The following is an 18,268-nucleotide window of genomic DNA, read 5'->3' on the forward strand; positions in this document are numbered from 1 at the left end:
GGCTCGCTCAGGCTTCTGCGTTCCAGCTTCCTTTCCGACGTTTCTCCCCAGCCGGGCAGTTCCCATGGCCAACCCGAAGAAGCTCCGGCACGACACTCCCCTGGCGGTGGCCTCCGGTGTGGAGGAGTTGATTGCGCGCCTGCGGGATCAGGGCGTGGAGCAGGGTCGCGCGGAGGCTGAAGGTCTGCTGCAGGACGCCCGGGCCAAGGCCGCTGCCCTGGTGGCGCAGGCGGACGAGCAGGCCCACCAGATCGTCGATCGGGCCCGCAAGGAGGCCGAATCGTTGCAGACTTCGGGAAAGCAGGCACTGGAACTGGCCTTTCGCGACGCCAACCTGGCCCTCAAGGCCCAACTGAGTGATCGCTTCACCGGTGAGGTGCGTCAGCTCGTCGGTGAGGAGCAGGAGAAGCAGGAGATCCTGGAGCGGATGATCCTGGAGATCGTCGGCACGCTCCGTCCGGAGGCCGACCAGTCCGAGCAGGTGGAGGTGCTGCTGCCACGTCGGATCGCCGGCCTGGCCGAACTCAGCCAGCACCCGGAGGAGCTGGAGCAGGGCATCCTCAGCCGCTTCGTGCGTCTCACCGCCCGGGGACTGTTGCGGGAGGGGGTCAGCTTCGGGGTGGCGAAGGGATCCCAGGCCGGACTGAAGCTGCGGCTGGTGGACCGTGATGTGGTCCTCGACCTCACCGATGCGGCGATCGCCCAGACCCTGCTGGCCCACCTGCAGCCCCGGTTCCGTGCCCTGCTGGAGGGGGTGGTGAAGTGAGGGCCCGATGAAGTACGTCGTGCTGATGGCCAGCCTGCCGCCGCTCGGGTCGCTGTTTGAGGCGACGGCACCGCCGATTTCCAGACTCAAGCTGGAGAGTCGATTGGGCCTGCTGGAGGCGGCGGACCTTCAGACCCTCGAGCAGATCGCCCACCTGATCGCCTGGCCAACCCGGCCCCTGGAGCGCACCGATGCTGCCTTCATCGAGGAGGCCCATCGGTTCCTGGCGTCCAACCGCAGCCCCACCCTGCGGCGCCTGGTGACGCAGCGCCTTGAGCTGCGCACGATCGTGGCGGCGTTTCGCCGCCGCCGTCGCGGTGAATCCCAGCCCCCCACCGGTGAGGTCTGGGGATTCGGTGCATGGGTGGGCTTGATCGAGCGCAACTGGAGCGCGCCGACATTTCAATTGGAGGTGATCTTCCCATGGGTCAGGCAGGCTCACGACCTGCTGGAGAAGGACGATCTGGTTGGGTTCGAGACGTTGCAGTTCTCCGTTGTCTGGGCCATGTTGAACCGCCTTGAATTTGGCCATACCTTCGACTTCGAAGCGCTCATCATCTATCTGGCGCGCTGGAGTCTTGTCAGTCGTTGGTCATGCTACAACGGAGATATCGCCGTCACTCGGTTTCGGGAGCTCGTCGATGCGGGTCTCGGTAACCACAAAGAAATTCTTTCGAGTGCATCTCAATGAACAACAGCATGGATCTCCTCGCTGATTACCATCCGGCCAGCGTGGTTGCCGTGCAGGATGATCTGGTCACGATTCAGATGGCGGAGTCACAGCCACGGCCTCTGCTCAAGAATGAGGTGATCTATATCTGTCTGCAGCGTCGTGGTGAGGAGCGCCAGGAGAAGCTGAAAGCCGAGGTCCTGCGGGTACGTGGCCGGCTGGCCGATGCCCAGGTGTTCGAAAGCACCAAGGGAGTCGGCATCGGTGATCCGGTGGACCAGACCGGCGAGCAGCTCTCGGTCACACTTGGCCCTGGACTGCTGGGCCAGGTCTATGACGGTCTGCAGAATCCCCTGGCCCAGATCGCCGCCGGCTACGGAACGTTTCTGCCCCGTGGGGCCGAAGTGTCGCCCCTGGATCGGGAGAAGAAGTGGTCCTTTCAGCCCAGAGCCAAGATCGGTGACACCCTCCTTGCCGGGGATGTGATCGGCACGGTCCAGGAGGGCCGCTTCAGCCACAAGATCATGGTTCCCTTCGATCAGCAGGGTGCCGTCACCCTTGACTGGATTCAGCAGGGGAGTTTCACAATCGACACGGCGGTGGCCCGGATCCGTGAGGGCAGCGGGGCGCAACGCCCGCTCACCCTCACGCAACAGTGGCCGGTGCGGCGCGCGCTGCCCCAGGCGCTGCTGGAGATGAACCGTTGCGAGCGGCTCTACCCCCAGGAGCCGATGATCACCACCCAGCGGATCATCGACACCTTTCTGCCCATCGCCCGCGGCGGCACCGGCTGCATCCCCGGCCCCTTCGGCGCCGGCAAGACCGTGCTCCAGAATCTGATCTCGCGCCACTCCGATGTGGACATCGTGCTGGTGGTGGCCTGCGGGGAGCGCGCCGGAGAGGTGGTGGAAACGATCACCGAATTCCCCAAGTTGTCCGACCCGAAGACCGGCGGCTCGCTGATGGACCGCACCATCATCATCTGCAACACCTCCTCGATGCCGGTGGCGGCCAGGGAAGCCTCCATCTATACGGGGCTCACCCTGGGGGAGTACTACCGCCAGATGGGCTACAACGTGCTGCTGATCGCGGATTCCACCTCCCGCTGGGCGCAGGCCATGCGGGAGACCTCCGGGCGGCTGGAGGAAATTCCCGGTGAAGAGGCGTTTCCGGCCTATCTCGATTCTTCGATCAAGAGCGTCTACGAGCGGGCCGGAATCATTCGCACCTGTGATGGCTCCATCGGCAGTCTCACCATGATCGGCACGGTCTCACCCGCAGGGGGGAACTTCGAGGAGCCGGTCACCCAGTGCACCCTGGGAACGGTCAAGGCCTTCCTGGGGCTGAGTGCGGAGCGGGCCTACAAACGCTTCTATCCGGCCGTCGATATCCTCCTTTCCTGGTCACGCTATTTCCAGCAGCTGGAAGGCTGGTTCTCCCAGCACCTGTCACCGGAGTGGGTGGGGCGCGTTGCCCAGATGAACGGGTTGCTCAAGGAGGGCGACCGTGTCGGCCAGATGATTCAGGTGACCGGGGAGGAAGGCGTCAGCCTGGAGGATTTCATCGTGTTCCAGAAGGCCCTGTTTCTGGATATGGTCTATCTGCAGCAGGATGCCTTTGATGTGGTCGATTCCACCACGCCCCTGGAACGGCAGAAGACCTCCTTCGATCTGGTCTTCGATCTGTTGCACCGCGATCCCGCCTTCACCGACAAGACGGCCGCCCGGGACTATTACACCCAGCTCACGGGTCTGTACCGAAACCTCAACTACGCAGCCACCGGTTCGCCCACGTACAGGAGCTTTCTGCAGCAGATCCAGGCCCTCTCCGGAACCCCTACGCCGAACCCAGTCGCGACGCCTTGACCGTCAGCGGCCAGTTCACGCACCGTGGTGTCTCGACCGCCCCCCAGGCGGCCGCCAGGGCCGGACGCATCAACTCCAGGGGGTCGTGGCCGAGGGCGGCCCGGTAGCGGGCGCTGGCTGACCAGCTGGAGCAGTAGCCTAGCAGCTGTTCCAGGGTCCAGTTGGCTTCCATCGCGAACGATGGGGCCGGCAGGCCCTCGAAGGGCAGCGCCAGGTCGCGGTAGCCGTTCTCCACCAGCGCCGTCTCGGGGGGCCAATAGGGGCCGACAATCTCGGTGTAGAAGTGCTGCAGGAGCGCATCGGGCGCCTCGCCCTCCAGGTGGGGGGTGCCGTAGCTCCAGACAGCCAGCACGCCGCCGGGGCGGAGTACCCGCTCCACCTCGGCGAAGAACCGGTCCCGGTCGAACCAGTGCAGCGCCTGGGCCACCGTGGCCAGATCCATGCTGTCCGCCTCAAGGCCGGAGCTCTCCGCCGCCGCCTGCCGGTAGTGGACGCCGGGATGGGGACGGGCGGCGGCGAGCTGGCCGGCGCTGGCATCGGTGGCCACCACCGCTTCGAAATGGGCGGCCAGGGCGATGGCGGCCTGGCCTGTTCCGGTGGCGCAGTCCCAGGCCCGCCGGCGAGCGGGGGCCACCCCGGCCAGCCAGGCGAACAGGGGCGCCGGATAGGTGGGCCGGTAGTGGGCGTAGGCCCCGGAGACGGTGCCGAAATGGTCGCTGAAGCTGCCGCTCATCGCCTCGGGCCCACAGAAGAATGCCGCCCGTGCCCATACCTAGCGGCAGCGGACGCGGACGGCACACCGCCGGAGACGATTCGCCGGCGGTTGGTGATGGGGGTGGGGCTCAGACCTTGCGGCTGTAGAACTCCACCACCAGCAGTTCGTTGATCTCGAGGGCGACCCATTCGCGCTCGATGCGGCCGCCCACCTTGGCGGTCATCTTGGCCTTGTCGAACTCGAGGTGGGGGGGGATGTTGGCCAGGCCGGGGAACGCCAGGTTGGCTTCGGCCAGGGCCTTGCTGCACTTGCGCTCGCGGATGGCGACCACGTCGCCGGCCCTGCACTGGTAACTGGGAATGTCGACGACGCGGCCGTTCACGGTCACGTGGCCATGGTTGACCAGCTGGCGGGCGCCCGGGACGGTGGGACCGAGGCCGAGGCGGAAACAGATGTTGTCGAGTCGGTTCTCGAGCAGCTTGAGCAGGTTGGTTCCTGTGGAACCCTCCTGGGCACGGGCTTTCTTCACGTAGCGCACCAGCTGACGTTCGGAAATGCCGTAGTTGAAACGCAGTTTCTGCTTTTCTTCGAGACGGATCGCGTATTCGGAGCGCTTGCGACGGGCTTGGCCGTGCTGACCGGGGGGATAAGACCGTTTGGCGGCCTTACGGGTGAGACCGGGAAGGTCCCCCAAGCGCCGCGTGATCCTCAGGCGAGGGCCGCGGTAGCGAGACATAAGGGAAGGTGACGGGGTGGATGGTGCGACCTGGAGGCCGGACGGCGTGGTTCACGGTTGCGGCATGCTGGGGAAACCCGGATGCCCGCGCGTGCTGCGCCAACCACCTACCCTAGGCGGCGACGGTCCCGGCCTCCTCCAGGGCGCCCTGCCGGCCGCTCCCGCCTCCCCCCTCTCGGCCGCCGTGGCCGCCGTGCTGCTGGCCCTGATCGGCGCCTACCGGCGCTGGATCTCCCCCCTGCTGGGCCCCCGCTGCCGCTTCATTCCCACCTGCAGCGCCTATGGGCTGGAGGCGATCAGCCGCCATGGACCCTGGCGCGGCGGCTGGCTGACCGTGAAGCGCGTCTGCCGCTGCCACCCCTTCACCCCCTGCGGCTGCGACCCGGTCCCGGACTGATGCAGGAACTGCTGCTCTTCTCGCGCCAGGGCTGCTGCCTCTGCGAAGGTCTCGAGGAGAAACTGAAGGCACTGGATCCCCCCCAGCCCCTGCAGGTGATCGACGTGGACACCGATCCGGCCCTGCAGGGGCGCTATGGGCTGGCCGTGCCCGTGCTGGCGGTGGCGGCCGGCGCCGACGGTCCCCTGCGGGAGCTTCCCCGGGTGTCCCCCCGACTGGCGGGAGCCCAGCTGCAGGCCTGGCTGATCAAGCAGGGCGTGCGCTGAGCTTCACGCTAGGACAGGCGCCAGCTTCGTCCCGCCGGACGCCGCCGGCACCGCCATGTCACCGCTGCTTCAGCCGCTCCTGCATCAGGTGGGCCTGCCGCCGCTGCCCGACCCCTCCGGCGCCCTGGCCCAGGCGGTGGTCAGCGGCGTCAGCTGCGATTCCCGCCGCGTCGGCCCCGGCACCCTGTTCGTGGGGCTGCCCGGCACGGCGGTGGACGGCGGCAGCTTCTGGCCGGAGGTGCTGGCCGCCGGCGCGGTGGCGGCGGTGATCGGGCCGGCGGCGGCGGCCGCCCGGCCTCCGGCCCCCGGCGATCCGGTGCTGGTGGTGGAGGCCCCCCTGGCCCTGTGGGCCGGCCGGCTGGCGGCGGCGTTCTGGGGCCAGCCCAGCCGGCGGCTGGCCCTGATCGGCGTCACCGGCACGAACGGCAAGACCACCACCACTTACCTGATCGAGCATCTGGCGGCGGCGGCGGGCCACCCGTCGGCCCTGTTCGGCACCCTGCAGAACCGCTGGCCCGGCTACAGCGCCACCGCCACCCACACCACCGCCTTCGCCGATCTGCTGCAGGCCGATCTGGCCCAGGCCGTGGCGGCCGGCAGCGCCATCGCCGCCATGGAGGTGAGCTCCCACGCCCTCGATCAGGGGCGGGTGGCCGGCTGCCGCTTCGCCGGGGCGGTGTTCACCAACCTCACCCAGGACCACCTCGACTACCACCTGTCGATGGAGGCCTACTTCGAGGCCAAGGCGCGGCTGTTCGCCTCGGATCTGCTCGACGGCGGCGCCGTGGTCAATGTCGATGACCCCTGGGGGGGCCGCCTGGCCGAGCGGCTCGGGACGGCCGGCCGGGGCCCCGGCGCCGGCCCCTGCTGGCGCTGCTCCCTGGAGGATCCATCGGTGGAACTGCACATCAGCGATCTGGTGATGGGCGCCGATGGGGTGAGCGGCCGGCTGCACAGCCCGCTCGGGGACGGGGCCTTTCGCTCGCCCCTGGTGGGACGCTTCAACCTGATGAACCTGCTGGAGGCGGTGGGGGCCCTGCTGCAGCAGGGTCTGGCCCTGCCGCCGCTGCTCGACGGCCTGGCCAGCTTCCGGGGTGTGCCGGGACGCATGGAGCGGGTCAGCGGGCCGGCGGGGGTTCCGCTGCCGTCGGTGCTGGTCGATTACGCCCACACCCCCGACGGCCTCGCCAATGCCCTCGCCGCCTGCCGGCCCTTCAGCCAGGGGCGGCTGATCTGCGTGTTCGGCTGCGGCGGTGACCGGGACCGCACCAAGCGGCCCCTGATGGCGGCGATCGCCGCCCGCCTCGCCGACGCGGTGGTGGTGACCTCGGACAACCCCCGCACCGAGGATCCCCAGCGGATCCTTGAGGACGTGGTGGCGGGGATCCCCGCCGGCACCGAGCTGGTGGTGGAAGGGGACCGGGCAGCGGCGATCGCCGCCGCCATCGCCGCGGCGGCGCCGGAGGACCTGGTGCTGATCGCCGGCAAGGGCCATGAGGACTACCAGATCCTCGGCACCACCAAGGTGCATTTCGATGATCGGGAGGAGGCCGCCCGGGCGCTGCAGGCTCGCGTCAGCGGCTGACGCCGCTGTGCCATGTGATGAACATATCCGCCTGTAGCGGGGGGCCTCGGGTGTAACTTCCCGGTCCACCCCATCCCTCTTCATGTCCGCTTCCCTTCCCATGCCGAAGAAGTTCCTGGCGGAACTGATCGGCACCTTCTGGCTCGTCCTCGGCGGCTGCGGCAGCGCTGTCCTGGCGGCCGTCTTCCCCTATGACAATGCCGCCGCCAACCCCCTGGGCCTGGGTTTCCTTGGCGTCTCCCTGGCCTTCGGCCTCACCCTGCTCACGGCGGTTTATGCCATCGGCCATGTCTCCGGCTGCCACATCAACCCGGCGGTCAGCTTCGGCCTCTGGGCCGGCGGCAAGTTCCCAGGTTCCGGCCTGCTGCCCTACATCGTCGCCCAGGTGCTGGGGGCCGTGATCGCCGGCGGCGTGATCAAGCTGGTGGCCAGCGGCCGCCCCGGCTTTGAACTCACGGGCCCTACCCCCCTGGCCACCAATGGCTTCGGTGCCCACTCCCCCGGCGGCTATGGCCTGCTGGCGGCCCTGGTGATCGAGGTGATCCTCACCTTCATCTTCCTGCTGGTGATCCTGGGAGCCACCCATAAGCAGGAACTCGGTGCCATTGCCGGCGTGCCCATCGGCCTCTCCCTCACCCTGATTCACCTGATCAGCATCCCCGTCACCAACACCTCGGTGAACCCGGCCCGCAGCACCGGCGTCGCCCTCTGGGTGGGAGGCGAGGCCATCGGCCAGTTGTGGCTGTTCTGGCTGGCGCCCATCGTCGGTGCCCTGCTGGCCGGCTGGTTCTACAAGGCCGCCTTTCAGCCCACCGAAAGCTGAGTCAGCTGGGCCAGCAGCTTCTCCACCTCGTCAGCGGTGCTGACCAGGTGGGTGCAGGCCCGCACGCAGCGGGGGGATTCCAGGGTTCGCAGCCAGGTGCCCCGATCCCCCAGCTGCTTCACGACGGCGGCCGGATCCAGGGGGGCTCCCCCAGGATCGGCCATCGTGAAGCTCACCAGCCCCGCCGGCGGGGGCACTGTCATCAGGGTGCGGATTCCTCGAATCCGCTGCAGACCGTCCCACAGCTGGCGACTGCGTTGCCGGATCGCTGCCAGCCGCACGTCGGCATCGCCTTCGGCTTCCAACAGCTGCAAGGAGCGATCCAGCCCGGCGAACAGAGGGGTGCAGGAGGTGGCCACCTCAAAGCGCCGGGCGTCGCGGTGGTAACCGCCGGCCCCGGGGCCGTCGTGCTCCAGGGTGCGCCAGCCGATGAGGGTGGGGCTGCTCGCCTCCAACAGCCGCTCGGAGACGGCCACCGCCCCAAGCCCTTCCGGTCCGCAGCACCACTTGTGACCGGTGCAGGCGTAGATGTCGGCGGCGGCGGCCGCCTCGGCCACCGGCAGGCTGCCAAGCGACTGGGCCGCATCCACCAGCAGCCAGGGGTGGCGGGGATGGCCGGCCAGCCGGGCCGCGACCGCCGCGATCGGCATCGTCTGGCCGGTGTTCCAGAGCAGGTGGGAGAGCACCACCAGCCGGGTGCGGGGGGTGAGGGCCGCCTCCAGCCGCTCGCCCACCGCCCCCGCCGTGGCGTCCCCGTCTTCGGTGAGATCGGCCACCGCCAGGGAGGTGATGCGCAGCCGGTGGCGCCGGGCCAGTTCCTCAAGGGCGGCCACCACGCCGTAGTGCTCGGCATCCCCGACCAGCAGCTCATCGCCCGGCTCCCACGGCAGGCCCCAGAGGGGCAGCACGCACCCCGCGGTGACGTTCTCGGTGAAGGCCACCCGCTCCGGCGCCACACCGAACCAGGCCGCCAGTCGCTGCCGCAGCCCCCCCACCGTGCGGTTCACGTAGGGCCAGACGTTGTCGCTGAAGGGGCCCAGCTCCTGGATGGTGGCGAAGGCCCCGCTGATCGCCGCCAGCGACGGCGAGGGCAGGGGCCCCTGGCCGCCGAAATTGAAGTACGTCTTGTTGGCCAGAGCGGGCATCAGATCCCGAAGGGGAACTGGGGCGTTGGCCTCCGGGCGTGGCCCGAGATGGGGCCCAAGGTCGGTGCTCAAGGGGGGCTGGGGTGGCGTCCAGGCAGCATGGCAGTGGGGTCCCACCGGCCGACAGCACCGTTCCTCGATTCCTTCGATTCGGCTGGCGGATCAGCGCAGCGCCCCGACGCCCGAAGGCTTGCGGCGGTTGATCCGTTCGCGCAGCTGGCGGCTGTAGCCGAAGGCCACGCCGAGGCCGACGACAGGCAGGGGAGCAGGAACCTGTGCGACCACCCCGCCGTGGAGAGCCAGTCCCACGCGCTGATGGACGGCGGTGCTGGGATGGAGATCGTCCCAGAACAGGCGCCGGGCAGCTAGCTGGGGATCGCTCAGGCAGGCGATGTCGCGGATGCAGGGCACCAGGGAGTCATCCAGGCCAAAGGAACCGGGGTCGTCATAGATCCTGTTGGTCAAGCCGTGGAAGTCGAACAGCGTCAGGCTGGATCCCGCCAGGGTCGGGCGCACCTGCTCCAGGGCGCTTTCGATCGAGGCATTGAAGATGGTGGAAAGGAGGCTGAGGGTCTGGGCCTGAGGCCCACCCCCAGGGCCTGCCCCCGGGAGGCGCCCCAGGTCCGGGGAGTTGAACACCAGAATGTTGCGAGCACCCCGCTGATGGAAGTCAACGGCCGTCGCCACGATGTTGTTGACGGCGTTGCTGATGACCTGTTGAAACACCTGCCCCTCGACAGATGGTGGCGGGGGCTGAATCGTCGGGGGCGCAGGCTGGAGAGCGCCGTCGAAACTGCCGGCCAGCAGTCCCGGGGACTGCGTCACTGCCGCCGTGGTCTGGGTATACAGAACGTCATTGGGAAACAGCTGAATCACGAACAAGGATGTGGCCGGATTGAACGCCGGTGCTGCAGAAATGAAGGCATTCCGCTGCCAGGCATTGCCCAGATTCTCAAAGAAGCCAGGGATCACCGGGCCGAGGACCGGCGATACGCTGTTGTTGTTGGCCACGCCCGTGGTGGCCCCGCCGATCGCGTAGTTGGTGCCCCCAGCCAGAGAGGGCCGGAAGGGCGCCAGTGGATTGGCGGCACTGAAGAAAGGATCTCGCGGATGGAAGCGATTCCACAGAAATTCCACCGCCGTTGGGCCGTTGCTGAAGCGTCCATCGGCATAGGGCGGTGGCGGAAAGAACACCGAGCCACCTGACTGCAGCTGGGTTCTCAGGCCAGCGTTGCCACCGTCCAGGACGCTGTCGCCCACCACAAAGAGGTGCTCAAGCCTGGCGATCCGTGCCTGGGCGGGAAGGGGCTGCAGCAGGGCCGAGAAGGTCGCGGCCAGACCAAGCCATGGCAGAACCCTACCCATGTCCCATCCACGTGGTCCCGGGAAGCCTACCGGCAAAAAGCTGAAGTCCTTGCCGCAGGGTTTACACCCACGGCTCCGTCAGTTGCTGGAGATCACCTGGCCCACCACCACGGCCGCCACGGCCGAGAACAGGGTGATGCCGAGGGCGGTCAGGGGGCTCTGGCCCTGGGCCACCGCCAGGGTGGTGATCACACCGGCGCCGAGGCTGGCCACGGCGAGTTGGGAGGTGAGTTCGCTGCCGGAGCGGGGGCTGGGGCTCGGGGTCACGGCGGCTTCGTCACGATTGATGGCCTGACGCTACGGGCGAGGAATCGTTCGGCACCGCCAGCCCGGCGAAGCTGTTACCAGGCGTGGTTGTTCTTCATGAAGCCGTTACATCGGGCCGCTTCGATGCATTGAAAGTCTTCCACTTTGGTGCCGATTCGTCTCAGGAAGCCCGCCCGGCGCCGGAGGCCGGCCGCGCCCGGCCGCTGCTGGCCCAGCTGCGCAGCGCCTCCAGCTGCTCCCGGGCCGTGCGCGAGAGGGGCACCACCTGGCTGGCCGCCGCGATCAGGTCGGCCTCCCCCAGCTCGCGGCCCTCGCCGAAGGCCAGGTGCATGGCCTCGATCACGGTCTGCTCCAGTTCGGCGCCGGAGAAGTCGGCGGTGCGGTCCACCAGCACCTCCAGCGGAATCGTGTGGGCCGGCCGCCGTCGCCGCAGCTGCAGATCCAGGATCGCCCGGCGTTCCTCGGCATCGGGCAGCTCCAGCAGGAAGATCTCGTCGAAGCGGCCCTTGCGCAGCAGTTCCGCCGGCAGGCGCTCCACAGCGTTGGCGGTGGCCACCACGAACACGGCGCTGCTCTTCTCGGCCATCCAGGTGAGCAGGCTGGCCAGTACCCGCTGGCTGGTGCCGCCGTCGCTGCGGCCATCGCCGCCGCCGAAGCCCTTGTCGATCTCATCGATCCAGAGCACGCAGGGGGCCATGGCCTCGGCCCGCTGGATCATTTCCCGGGTGCGCGCCTCGCTGGCCCCCACCAGACCGGCGAACAGACGGCCCACATCGAGGCGCAGCAGGGGCATGGCCCAGCTGTGGGCGATGGCCTTGGCGGTGAGCGACTTGCCGGTGCCCTGGGGGCCGATCAGCAGCACCCCCCGGGGCAGGGGCAGGCCGTAGCGCTGGGCCTCTTCGCTGAAAGCCCGGTGGCGCTGCTCCAGCCAGTGCTTGAGGGTCTCCAGCCCGCCGATGTCGGCCGGGGTGGCTTCGGTGGGGCAGTACTCCAGCAGTTCGCTGCGGGCGATGGCCTGGCGCTTCTCCTCCAGCACCTCCGCCAGGTCCTCGATGCCCAGCTGTCCCCGCCGGGCCAGGGCCCGGGCCGCCAGCTGGCGCACCCGCTGCTCGCTCAGCCCGTGGCAGGCGGCGGTGAGCTGCTCGAGCACCCCAGGCTCCAGGGGCTGGCCGCTGGCCTCGGCGATGGCCCGCAGCAGGCGGCCGATCTCCCCGGCCTCTGGCAGGGGCAGCTCCAGCAGGGTGACGCTGTCCTCCAGCTCCCTTGGCAGCTGCCATTCCGGGGCGCTGATCACCAGGGTGTGGGGCACCTGCCGCAGGCCCGCGGCCAGGTTGCGCAGGCGCCGGCAGACGCCGGGATCGTCGGCGTAGCGGTGGAAGTCCTTCAGCAGCAGGATCGCCCCCTGCTCGTTGGGTAGCCCGTCGAGGGCGCCGAGGGCCCCCATCGGCTGACGCACCGCCTGACCCTCCAGGCCCGGGGTCCCGCTCAGCCCGCCGATGAAGTCCCAGCGCAGCAGGGTGCGGCCCCCCAGTCGCTGGGCGGCCCGCTCCAGCAGCCCCTCCACCCGCTCCTCCTCGAGGCTGCGGATCCAGAGGATCGGCGTGCGGGAGCGGATCAGAAGATCCAGCTGATCGGCCAGGTCGTGGGCCATGGCTCAGCGCAGGGAGCGGAGGGCCGCCCAGCGGGGGTCAACGTCCCCTTCCCCGCTGGCGTCGCCGGTGGGCAGCGGCGGGCCGGGGCAGTCGGCACCGCAGCGGTTCACCAGGGGCAGCTGCAGGCTGAGCTGCTCGAAGAGCCAGCGCTCCGGATCGAAGCTGCCGCCCGGATCGAGGCGCTCCACCGGATCCTCGGCCGCGAACACCACCTCCTCCTCCTCGGGGCCGGCCACGGCGATCTCCAGCAGCTCCCGGGCCTTGGCGCTCAGGGCGTGGTTGTAGGTCTGCAGGCAGCGGTCGCAGCAGAGGGTGATGATCGTCTCGGCCGAGCCCTCCACCTCCAGCACCGTGCCGTGGTGCAGGGCCCGCACCCGGCCGCGGACGGGGGTGAGGCTGGCCAGGCCGGCGATGGACTGGTCGACCGGCCAGGTGCGGCCCTCGCTCAGCAGCCGCAACTCCTGCAGGGGCAGCGGCTGCAGCCGGGTCATTTCTTGGTCTTCGGCTCGAAGGGCAGGCGGCCGCCAGCGCTGCCACCGCCGGCCGTGGCGGTGGCCGGCTGCTGGGCGAGCTGCTTGTCGAGGATCGCCTGCAGGTTGTCGGGCAGGGCCTCACGGGTGAGCAGGAAGGTCTGGACCCCCTGGAACACGTTGGCCACCACCATGTAGAGCAGGACCCCCGCCGGCAGGGGGAAGAACAGGAACATGGCCGTGATCATCACCGGGGTGATCTTGTTGGCGGTCGCCTGCTGGGGGTTGGCGGGCATGCCCATGCCCGAGAGCAGCTGGGAGGCGAACAGGGTGGCGCCGAAGGCCCCCACCAGGATGGCGATGTCCCAGTTGACGGCGCCGTCGGTGTAGAAGCCCACCTGGCCCAGGGCCTTGATGAACAGGAAGCCGCTGCGGGCCGCCAGGCCGGGGATGCGGGCCTCCACCGTGGCGTCGCCGGGGGCCAGGGCCGTGATCCTTCCGTGGTCGTCCACCTGCACCACGCTCTCGCCCTTGGTCACCACCCAGCTGGGGGTGAAGCTGTCACCGTGCTCCACGGTGCCCAGCAGGGAGGCGAAGCTGGTGCCGTCCTTGCCGTGCAGCTCCACCTGGGTGCTGTCACCGACGCCGAGCTTGGTGCCGCCCTCGAGGCTGGCGATCACCGGAACGTGCTCGGTCTCGCTGATGAAGATGGAATGGCTGGCACTGTTGAAGGGCTTGGCTTCCACCGCGGCGATCTCCTCGGAAGGGAGCACCTTGAGGTTGATCGCGTAGGGGACGTCGGCGAAGGGGGACCCCCGCAGGGTGGCGAACAGGGCGAACAGGATCGGCATCTGCACCAGCAGCGGCAGACAGCCCGAGAGCGGACTGCCGAACTCCTTCATCAGGCCGCCCAGCTCCTCCTGCTGCTTCTGGGGGTTGTTGGCGTACTTGGCCTTGATCTCCGCCTGGCGCTGCTGCATCACCGGCTGGGCGATGCGCATGCGCCGGGCGCTGCGGATCGAGCCGGCGCTCAACGGGAACAGGGCGAGGCGGATGACCACGGTGAGGGCCACGATCGCGAGCCCATAGCTCGGAACCAATCCGTAGAAGAAATCGAGGATCGGGAGCAGCAGGTTGTCGGAGATGTAGCCGATCACGGCAGGGGTGCGCTGGGGTGGGGACTCTCGGCAGCCAGTGTGCCCGACCGGGGAGACCGGCTGGGGGTCCGGTGGTCAGGCGCTTTCACGGGCCGGGGGGGCGAAGCCGGCGGCACCGGTGGATCCGGGGGTGCGGGCGGCGGCCTTTCCGCGGCTCTCGCGTTGCTCCTCGATGTAGGCCTCGAGCTCCCGGAAGCGGGGCACCGCCCGCATTTCGAGCTTGGCGCCGTCGTTGAGCACCACCACCATGTCGCCCCAGGCACCGAAGCCCCGCGGCACCGAGCGCACCTCGCGGATCTGGCTGTAGACCACCTGGGTGCGGTCACGGCCGAGCCAGCCGCCGCTGACGCTGATGCGCCGGCTGGTGATGCGGAAGCGCAGCCACAGGGCCCGGACGATGGCCCCCACGGCGAAGGGAATGCCGATCAGGGTGAGACCGAACAGCAGGTTGACGATCAGGTCGCCCCTGGCGGGACCGCCCTCGTAGAAGACCGTCTCATTGATCTCGAGCTTGTTCTCCACCCTGTCCTCCGGGGTCAAGGAGCAATCCTGCCTGGCGCAGCAGTTGGTCGCATTCTCCCAGCAGCTGATCGTCGCTGCGTTCAAGGCAGCCGGGCTTGAGGGTGATCAGCAGCCACAGGGGCTGGCTCGGTGACGGCGGTTGGCGGCGCAGGTGGTCGTGGAAGAGGCGCCGCAGGCGGTTGCGGCGCACCGCCAGCTTGCTCACCTTGCTGCTGACCACGATCCCGCAGCGCCAGGAGCTGGGGGGTGTGCCGGGGGGCGGCAGGGACGGATCCGCCGCCAGCACCCGGAGCAGCAGCCCCGACCCCTGGTAGCGGCGCCCCTGGCGGTACAGACGATCGAAGACCCGTCGGCCCTTCAGCCGGTGCTGCTGCGGCAGGGCCACGGACCTTCCCGGTCGACCTCAGACCGCCAGGCGAGCCCGACCGCGGCGACGGCGGGTGCGGATCACCCGGCGGCCGGTGTGGGTGCGCATCCGTACCCGGAAACCGGACACGCGCTTGCGCTTGCGGCTCGTTCCTTCCAGTGTGCGCTTCGTCATGCTGCTTTCGGCTCAGTCGGCCACCCTATCAGTTGGTGCTGTTGGGCACGATCTGGATCAGCCAGCTGCCCAGGTAGCCCGAGACCGGGATGTCGCCGGGGGCCTGGGCCAGGGCGTTGAACTGATACATGCCGGCGTTGAACGGGTTGAACACGTTCATGTAGACACCGATCGTGTCCTTGTCAGAGACAGGGGTTTCCGGAAAGATCTCGATGGATCGCCCGTTCTCCGACACCTCGATCGTGGCGGGGATCGTCTCAAGGCAGCGGGTTCTCTTGAGCATGCCGCCCTCACTCATCCGGCAGAGCTTGACCTGCTTGGGATCGATCTTGCTGTCGAAGTGGCTGGGAACGCTGATGCTCAGCTTGAGGATCGCCGTTTTGCGATCCTTCGGTCGCAGCATCAGGTAGTACTCCGCCCGCTGCATGCGGGTGGTGTCGGTGGTGAAGAAGTAGAGCTTGCGGTAGTCCCTGTTGTTCTCCCAGCGGAACTCCATCAGGCCGGGTGTGCCCTGGGCCAGGGAGGGGGCGGGGGCCAGCGGGGAGAGGAGGGTGGCGCCGGAGAGGGCCAGGGCACCGAGGGCCGCGGTGCCCAGACGGCTGATCAGGGACAGGGGATGGGACCGCTCGCGCGGGGAGGAGGGCATGGCGGGGAGGAACTTCATGCTGAAAGTCTCAACACGCCCGTGCGTCTGCCGTGCCTTCAGTGGTCGGCGGGGGAGCTGGCTGGAGCCGACGGCTGGGCCACATCGGCCCGGTCGGGCCTCAGCCGCGCCGCCTCCCGCAGGTAAGGGTGGACCACCTCCCGTCTGGCATCGAGCCAGGCGTGGGCCAGGAGTCGGATGCAGCGGGGCAGGTCCCCGGCCACTGCCATCTGCTGGCAATCCAGCAGGGCGACCCGGCCCCAGTCGGCCCGGCGCCGGGCGATGGCGGCCGGGAAGCAGGCGTCCAGATCAGCGGTGACGGAGAAGGTCACCGAGAGCACCCGGTCCCCCGCCAGGTCGTTGCGCTGCAGCAACTCCTCGATCAGTTCCGCCACGGCTTCCGCGATCGCCTCACCGGTGTTGGCGCTGGCGGTGGTGGCTCCCCGCAGGGCCCTCAGCTCAAGACCAGGCTTCATGACGTCAGGGGCGATGGAGCCAGAGGGGCTGGCCGCTCCAGGCCAGCTCCAGGCTCAGGGACTGGGAGACCTGCTGCATCAGTGTGCTGCCCGGGAGCAGACCGAGCAGTTTCCTGGGCGGTTTGCCGAAGCTGACCGTCCGGGTCTTCTCCGGATCCAGCCCGGCCAGCTCCGCCGCCAGGCGACGGGCGCTCTCCTCGTCCCCCAGCACATCCACCAGGCCGAGTTCCAGGGCCTGGGCGCCGCTGAACACCCGCCCGTCCGCGAAGGCCCGCACCACGTCCGGCTCCAGGCCCCGGCCCGCGGCCACCGCCGCCACGAACTGGCCGTAGCTCGCGTCGATCAGTTCCTGCAGCAGCTGGCGCTCGGCTTCGGAGAGGGCGCGGTCGGGGGAGAGGATGTCCTTGTAGAGGCCGCTCTTGACGGTTTCGAAGCGGATGCCGATCCGCTTCAGCAGCCGCGACAGATCGTTGCCCCGCAGGATCACGCCGATGGAGCCGGTGATGGTGCCGGGATTGGCGACGATCTTCTCCGCCGCCACCCCCACGTAGACCCCGCCGGAGGCGGAGATGTTGCCGAAGCTGGCCACCACGCGGCAACCCTTCTCCCGCAGCCGCAGCAGGGCCGCATGGATCTCCTGGCTGTCGCCGACGGTGCCGCCGGGGCTGTCGATGCGCAGCAGCAGCGCGGGGCACTCCCGCTGCTGCACCTGCTCGATGGCCTTCAGCACCCGGACGCGGGTGCCCCCGGCGATCGGCCCCTCGATGGCGATGCGCGCCAGGGTTCGTCGGGACTTGCGGCACCAGGGCCAGGGCATTGTGGAGATGCGCGGTGGCTGGATCTTAAAAAGAAGGCCCGGAGCGGCCTGCCCGCCGGCCTCCGTTCCTCCACCGTCGCCCCAGGACGCACGCCCCATGCCCCGGACCCTGCGCTGGGTGTTGATGCTCCTGCCCTTCGCGCTCTGGGGCACGGCGATGGCGGCGATGAAGCCGCTGCTGGGTGGGGCGTCGCCGGCGATGCTGGCCAGCCTGCGGCTGCTGCCCGCCGGGGTGGTGCTGCTGCTGGCGGCCCGCCTGCTGGGGCGGTCCTGGCGGGTCGATCCCGTGGACTGGCCCTGGCTGCTGCTGTTCGCCGCCGTCGACGGCAGCCTGTTCCAGGGGCTTCTGGCCCGCGGGCTGGGCGAGACCGGCGCGGGCCTGGGCTCGGTGCTGATCGATTCCCAGCCCCTGCTGGTGGCCCTGCTGGCCCGCACCCTGTTCGGCGAGGCGATCAACCCGGTGGGCTGGCTGGGCCTGCTGATCGGCCTGCTGGGCATCCTCTGCCTGGGACTGCCCGGGGAGGTGCTGCGTCACTGGTGGCTGCAGGGGCCGCCGGCCCTGCAGGGGCAGGCCTGGAGCCATGGCGAAGCCTGGATGCTGGGGGCGGCGGCGGCGATGGCGCTCGGCACCGTGCTCTGCCGCTACGCCACCCGGCGCAGCGACCCGGTCGCCGTCACCGGCTGGCACATGCTCCTGGGGGGCGTGCCCCTGGTGCTGGTGGCCGGCGGCGAGGCGCTGCTGCGCCCCGAGACGGTGAGCTTCTGGCCCCACTGGAGCCCGCTGGAGTGGGGCCTGATGGCCTATGCAGCCCTGCTGGGCAGTGCCCTGGCCTACGGCCTCTTCTTCTGGTTCGCCAGCAGCGGCGACCTCACCGGTTTCACCGCCCTCACCTTCCTGACGCCGGTGTTCGCGGTGCTGTGCGGGGTGCTGCTGCTGGACGAACGGCTGGGTCCCCTGCAGTGGCTGGGGGCGGCGTTGGCCCTGCTTTCGGTCCTGCTGATCAACCAGCGGGGCCGGCTCTGGCAGGTGGGCGGGCGGACGGAGCCGGTGCCGCCATGACCCGTGCGGTTCCCCTCGTTCACCAGTCAGAACGTCCCCGGCCCGCACCGACCTCTGCCACCCCTGGCGCGGCTTCCCTACCGTCATGGGCATGCTCCCCCGGTTGCAGCGGGTCAGGCCCACGGCCCCGGTGGAGCAGGTGATCGACAACGGCCGCATCGCTCTGCTGGTGGATGTCTTCGATCACCGGCCTGGCCGAGCGGCTGGCGGCGGGAGGCCCGGTGGACGGTGGTGGAACGGCTCGCTTTGAGCCGGGTCTGCCCGTCTCCGCAGCACGAGCTCGTGGATCGGCAGACGGCCTGTGCGGCGACACAGGATGGAACGGCGGGG

The 18,268-nt window shown here is 69.4% G+C and carries 23 protein-coding genes; 9 read left to right on the forward strand and 14 right to left on the reverse strand.

Annotated elements, in window-relative coordinates:
- Positions 1–64: 64 nt before the first annotated feature.
- Genes VB738_RS09675 through VB738_RS09685 form a run of 3 tightly spaced genes read left to right on the forward strand, consistent with a single transcriptional unit; the run spans position 65 to position 3,301 of the window.
- Positions 65–766 carry a hypothetical protein gene (locus tag VB738_RS09675; protein ID WP_323305548.1) on the forward strand — a complete coding sequence of 234 codons (702 nt, stop codon included), beginning with the start codon at positions 65–67 and terminating at the stop codon, positions 764–766.
- A 7-nt stretch (positions 767–773) separates the two neighbouring features.
- On the forward strand, positions 774–1,457 hold the full coding sequence (locus VB738_RS09680; RefSeq protein WP_323305549.1) for a hypothetical protein: 684 nt from the start codon (positions 774–776) through the stop codon (positions 1,455–1,457).
- Between the two features lie 8 nt (positions 1,458–1,465).
- The gene (locus tag VB738_RS09685) at positions 1,466–3,301 is read left to right on the forward strand and encodes a V-type ATP synthase subunit A (RefSeq protein WP_323305550.1); all 1,836 of its coding nucleotides are present in this window, start codon (positions 1,466–1,468) and stop codon (positions 3,299–3,301) included.
- Here VB738_RS09685 and VB738_RS09690 read toward each other — a convergent pair.
- The gene (locus VB738_RS09690; protein WP_323305551.1) at positions 3,273–4,034 is read right to left on the reverse strand and encodes a class I SAM-dependent methyltransferase; all 762 of its coding nucleotides are present in this window, start codon (positions 4,032–4,034) and stop codon (positions 3,273–3,275) included. The two genes, VB738_RS09685 and VB738_RS09690, sit on opposite strands and share 29 nt — an antisense overlap.
- Positions 4,035–4,143: 109 nt before the next feature.
- Complete coding sequence (gene rpsD / locus VB738_RS09695) at positions 4,144–4,752, reverse strand: 30S ribosomal protein S4 (RefSeq protein WP_094585400.1); 609 nt, start codon at positions 4,750–4,752, stop codon at positions 4,144–4,146.
- 64 nt (positions 4,753–4,816) lie between these two features.
- Here rpsD and yidD point away from each other — a divergent pair, with 64 nt between their 5' ends.
- The 4 genes from yidD (at position 4,817) to aqpZ (ending at position 7,823) form a co-directional block, all read left to right on the forward strand.
- Positions 4,817–5,149: a membrane protein insertion efficiency factor YidD gene (gene yidD, locus VB738_RS09700; protein ID WP_323305552.1), complete on the forward strand. Its 333-nt coding sequence runs from the start codon at positions 4,817–4,819 to the stop codon at positions 5,147–5,149.
- Positions 5,149–5,415: a glutaredoxin family protein gene (locus tag VB738_RS09705; RefSeq protein ID WP_323305553.1), complete on the forward strand. Its 267-nt coding sequence runs from the start codon at positions 5,149–5,151 to the stop codon at positions 5,413–5,415. The genes yidD and VB738_RS09705 overlap by 1 nt, the downstream gene beginning before the upstream one ends.
- A gap of 55 nt (positions 5,416–5,470) precedes the next feature.
- Positions 5,471–7,000, forward strand: coding sequence for a UDP-N-acetylmuramoyl-L-alanyl-D-glutamate--2,6-diaminopimelate ligase (locus VB738_RS09710; protein WP_323305554.1), 1,530 nt, complete (start codon positions 5,471–5,473; stop codon positions 6,998–7,000).
- Positions 7,001–7,100: 100 nt separating this feature from the next.
- Positions 7,101–7,823, forward strand: coding sequence for an aquaporin Z (aqpZ, locus tag VB738_RS09715; RefSeq protein ID WP_323305681.1), 723 nt, complete (start codon positions 7,101–7,103; stop codon positions 7,821–7,823).
- Here aqpZ and VB738_RS09720 read toward each other — a convergent pair.
- The 12 genes from VB738_RS09720 to sppA all read right to left on the reverse strand — a co-directional run bounded on the left by VB738_RS09720 (position 7,805) and on the right by sppA (position 16,878).
- A complete protein-coding gene (locus VB738_RS09720) occupies positions 7,805–8,968 on the reverse strand; it encodes an aminotransferase class V-fold PLP-dependent enzyme (protein WP_323305555.1) in 1,164 nt (387 codons plus the stop codon). The genes aqpZ and VB738_RS09720 overlap by 19 nt on opposite strands.
- Positions 8,969–9,130: 162 nt before the next feature.
- Positions 9,131–10,333, reverse strand: a complete 1,203-nt coding sequence (locus tag VB738_RS09725; protein WP_323305556.1) for an SGNH/GDSL hydrolase family protein — start codon at positions 10,331–10,333, stop codon at positions 9,131–9,133.
- 78 nt (positions 10,334–10,411) lie between these two features.
- Positions 10,412–10,600 (reverse strand): hypothetical protein, encoded by a 189-nt coding sequence (locus VB738_RS09730; RefSeq protein ID WP_094585404.1) that lies wholly within the window; start codon positions 10,598–10,600, stop codon positions 10,412–10,414.
- 160 nt (positions 10,601–10,760) lie between these two features.
- Entirely contained in the window at positions 10,761–12,251 is a 1,491-nt protein-coding gene (locus VB738_RS09735; RefSeq protein ID WP_323305557.1) for an AAA family ATPase, read from the reverse strand.
- A 3-nt stretch (positions 12,252–12,254) separates the two neighbouring features.
- The gene (locus tag VB738_RS09740; protein WP_323305558.1) at positions 12,255–12,743 is read right to left on the reverse strand and encodes a DUF177 domain-containing protein; all 489 of its coding nucleotides are present in this window, start codon (positions 12,741–12,743) and stop codon (positions 12,255–12,257) included.
- Complete coding sequence (gene yidC, locus VB738_RS09745) at positions 12,740–13,879, reverse strand: membrane protein insertase YidC (protein ID WP_323305559.1); 1,140 nt, start codon at positions 13,877–13,879, stop codon at positions 12,740–12,742. Before yidC ends, VB738_RS09740 begins: the two co-directional genes overlap by 4 nt.
- Positions 13,880–13,954: 75 nt before the next feature.
- Positions 13,955–14,401: a PH domain-containing protein gene (locus VB738_RS09750; protein WP_323305560.1), complete on the reverse strand. Its 447-nt coding sequence runs from the start codon at positions 14,399–14,401 to the stop codon at positions 13,955–13,957.
- Positions 14,376–14,786 carry a ribonuclease P protein component gene (rnpA, locus tag VB738_RS09755; RefSeq protein ID WP_323305561.1) on the reverse strand — a complete coding sequence of 137 codons (411 nt, stop codon included), beginning with the start codon at positions 14,784–14,786 and terminating at the stop codon, positions 14,376–14,378. The genes VB738_RS09750 and rnpA overlap by 26 nt, the downstream gene beginning before the upstream one ends.
- An 18-nt stretch (positions 14,787–14,804) precedes the next feature.
- Complete coding sequence (rpmH, locus tag VB738_RS09760; protein WP_015108935.1) at positions 14,805–14,942, reverse strand: 50S ribosomal protein L34; 138 nt, start codon at positions 14,940–14,942, stop codon at positions 14,805–14,807.
- Between the two features lie 28 nt (positions 14,943–14,970).
- Positions 14,971–15,588: a DUF2808 domain-containing protein gene (locus VB738_RS09765; protein WP_416233171.1), complete on the reverse strand. Its 618-nt coding sequence runs from the start codon at positions 15,586–15,588 to the stop codon at positions 14,971–14,973.
- A 56-nt stretch (positions 15,589–15,644) separates the two neighbouring features.
- Positions 15,645–16,061 carry a chorismate mutase gene (gene aroH / locus VB738_RS09770; RefSeq protein ID WP_323305563.1) on the reverse strand — a complete coding sequence of 139 codons (417 nt, stop codon included), beginning with the start codon at positions 16,059–16,061 and terminating at the stop codon, positions 15,645–15,647.
- A gap of 4 nt (positions 16,062–16,065) precedes the next feature.
- On the reverse strand, positions 16,066–16,878 hold the full coding sequence (gene sppA, locus VB738_RS09775) for a signal peptide peptidase SppA (protein ID WP_323305564.1): 813 nt from the start codon (positions 16,876–16,878) through the stop codon (positions 16,066–16,068).
- A gap of 97 nt (positions 16,879–16,975) precedes the next feature.
- Between sppA and VB738_RS09780 the strand changes: the two genes are divergently transcribed.
- Both VB738_RS09780 and VB738_RS09785 read left to right on the forward strand, forming a co-directional pair.
- Positions 16,976–17,938 (forward strand): DMT family transporter, encoded by a 963-nt coding sequence (locus tag VB738_RS09780; RefSeq protein ID WP_323305565.1) that lies wholly within the window; start codon positions 16,976–16,978, stop codon positions 17,936–17,938.
- Between the two features lie 85 nt (positions 17,939–18,023).
- A complete protein-coding gene (locus VB738_RS09785; protein ID WP_323305566.1) occupies positions 18,024–18,188 on the forward strand; it encodes a hypothetical protein in 165 nt (54 codons plus the stop codon).
- Positions 18,189–18,268: the final 80 nt, after the last annotated feature.

The sequence above is a fragment of the Cyanobium gracile UHCC 0139 genome (assembly GCF_034931325.1).
GTDB classification, from domain to species: domain Bacteria; phylum Cyanobacteriota; class Cyanobacteriia; order PCC-6307; family Cyanobiaceae; genus Cyanobium; species Cyanobium gracile_B.

What these genes read in the sequence shown, in the direction of transcription:
- VB738_RS09675 (WP_323305548.1), top strand. Translation starts at nt 65, where the DNA reads ATGGCCAACCCGAAGAAGCTCCGGCACGACACTCCCCTGGCGGTGGCC.
- VB738_RS09680 (WP_323305549.1), top strand. Translation starts at nt 774, where the DNA reads ATGAAGTACGTCGTGCTGATGGCCAGCCTGCCGCCGCTCGGGTCGCTG.
- VB738_RS09685 (WP_323305550.1), top strand. Translation starts at nt 1,466, where the DNA reads ATGGATCTCCTCGCTGATTACCATCCGGCCAGCGTGGTTGCCGTGCAG.
- VB738_RS09690 (WP_323305551.1), bottom strand. Translation starts at nt 4,034, where the DNA reads ATGAGCGGCAGCTTCAGCGACCATTTCGGCACCGTCTCCGGGGCCTAC.
- rpsD (WP_094585400.1), bottom strand. Translation starts at nt 4,752, where the DNA reads ATGTCTCGCTACCGCGGCCCTCGCCTGAGGATCACGCGGCGCTTGGGG.
- yidD (WP_323305552.1), top strand. Translation starts at nt 4,817, where the DNA reads ATGCTGGGGAAACCCGGATGCCCGCGCGTGCTGCGCCAACCACCTACC.
- VB738_RS09705 (WP_323305553.1), top strand. Translation starts at nt 5,149, where the DNA reads ATGCAGGAACTGCTGCTCTTCTCGCGCCAGGGCTGCTGCCTCTGCGAA.
- VB738_RS09710 (WP_323305554.1), top strand. Translation starts at nt 5,471, where the DNA reads ATGTCACCGCTGCTTCAGCCGCTCCTGCATCAGGTGGGCCTGCCGCCG.
- aqpZ (WP_323305681.1), top strand. Translation starts at nt 7,101, where the DNA reads ATGCCGAAGAAGTTCCTGGCGGAACTGATCGGCACCTTCTGGCTCGTC.
- VB738_RS09720 (WP_323305555.1), bottom strand. Translation starts at nt 8,968, where the DNA reads ATGCCCGCTCTGGCCAACAAGACGTACTTCAATTTCGGCGGCCAGGGG.
- VB738_RS09725 (WP_323305556.1), bottom strand. Translation starts at nt 10,333, where the DNA reads ATGGGTAGGGTTCTGCCATGGCTTGGTCTGGCCGCGACCTTCTCGGCC.
- VB738_RS09735 (WP_323305557.1), bottom strand. Translation starts at nt 12,251, where the DNA reads ATGGCCCACGACCTGGCCGATCAGCTGGATCTTCTGATCCGCTCCCGC.
- VB738_RS09740 (WP_323305558.1), bottom strand. Translation starts at nt 12,743, where the DNA reads ATGACCCGGCTGCAGCCGCTGCCCCTGCAGGAGTTGCGGCTGCTGAGC.
- rpmH (WP_015108935.1), bottom strand. Translation starts at nt 14,942, where the DNA reads ATGACGAAGCGCACACTGGAAGGAACGAGCCGCAAGCGCAAGCGCGTG.
- VB738_RS09765 (WP_416233171.1), bottom strand. Translation starts at nt 15,588, where the DNA reads ATGCCCTCCTCCCCGCGCGAGCGGTCCCATCCCCTGTCCCTGATCAGC.
- aroH (WP_323305563.1), bottom strand. Translation starts at nt 16,061, where the DNA reads ATGAAGCCTGGTCTTGAGCTGAGGGCCCTGCGGGGAGCCACCACCGCC.
- sppA (WP_323305564.1), bottom strand. Translation starts at nt 16,878, where the DNA reads ATGCCCTGGCCCTGGTGCCGCAAGTCCCGACGAACCCTGGCGCGCATC.
- VB738_RS09780 (WP_323305565.1), top strand. Translation starts at nt 16,976, where the DNA reads ATGCCCCGGACCCTGCGCTGGGTGTTGATGCTCCTGCCCTTCGCGCTC.
- VB738_RS09785 (WP_323305566.1), top strand. Translation starts at nt 18,024, where the DNA reads ATGGGCATGCTCCCCCGGTTGCAGCGGGTCAGGCCCACGGCCCCGGTG.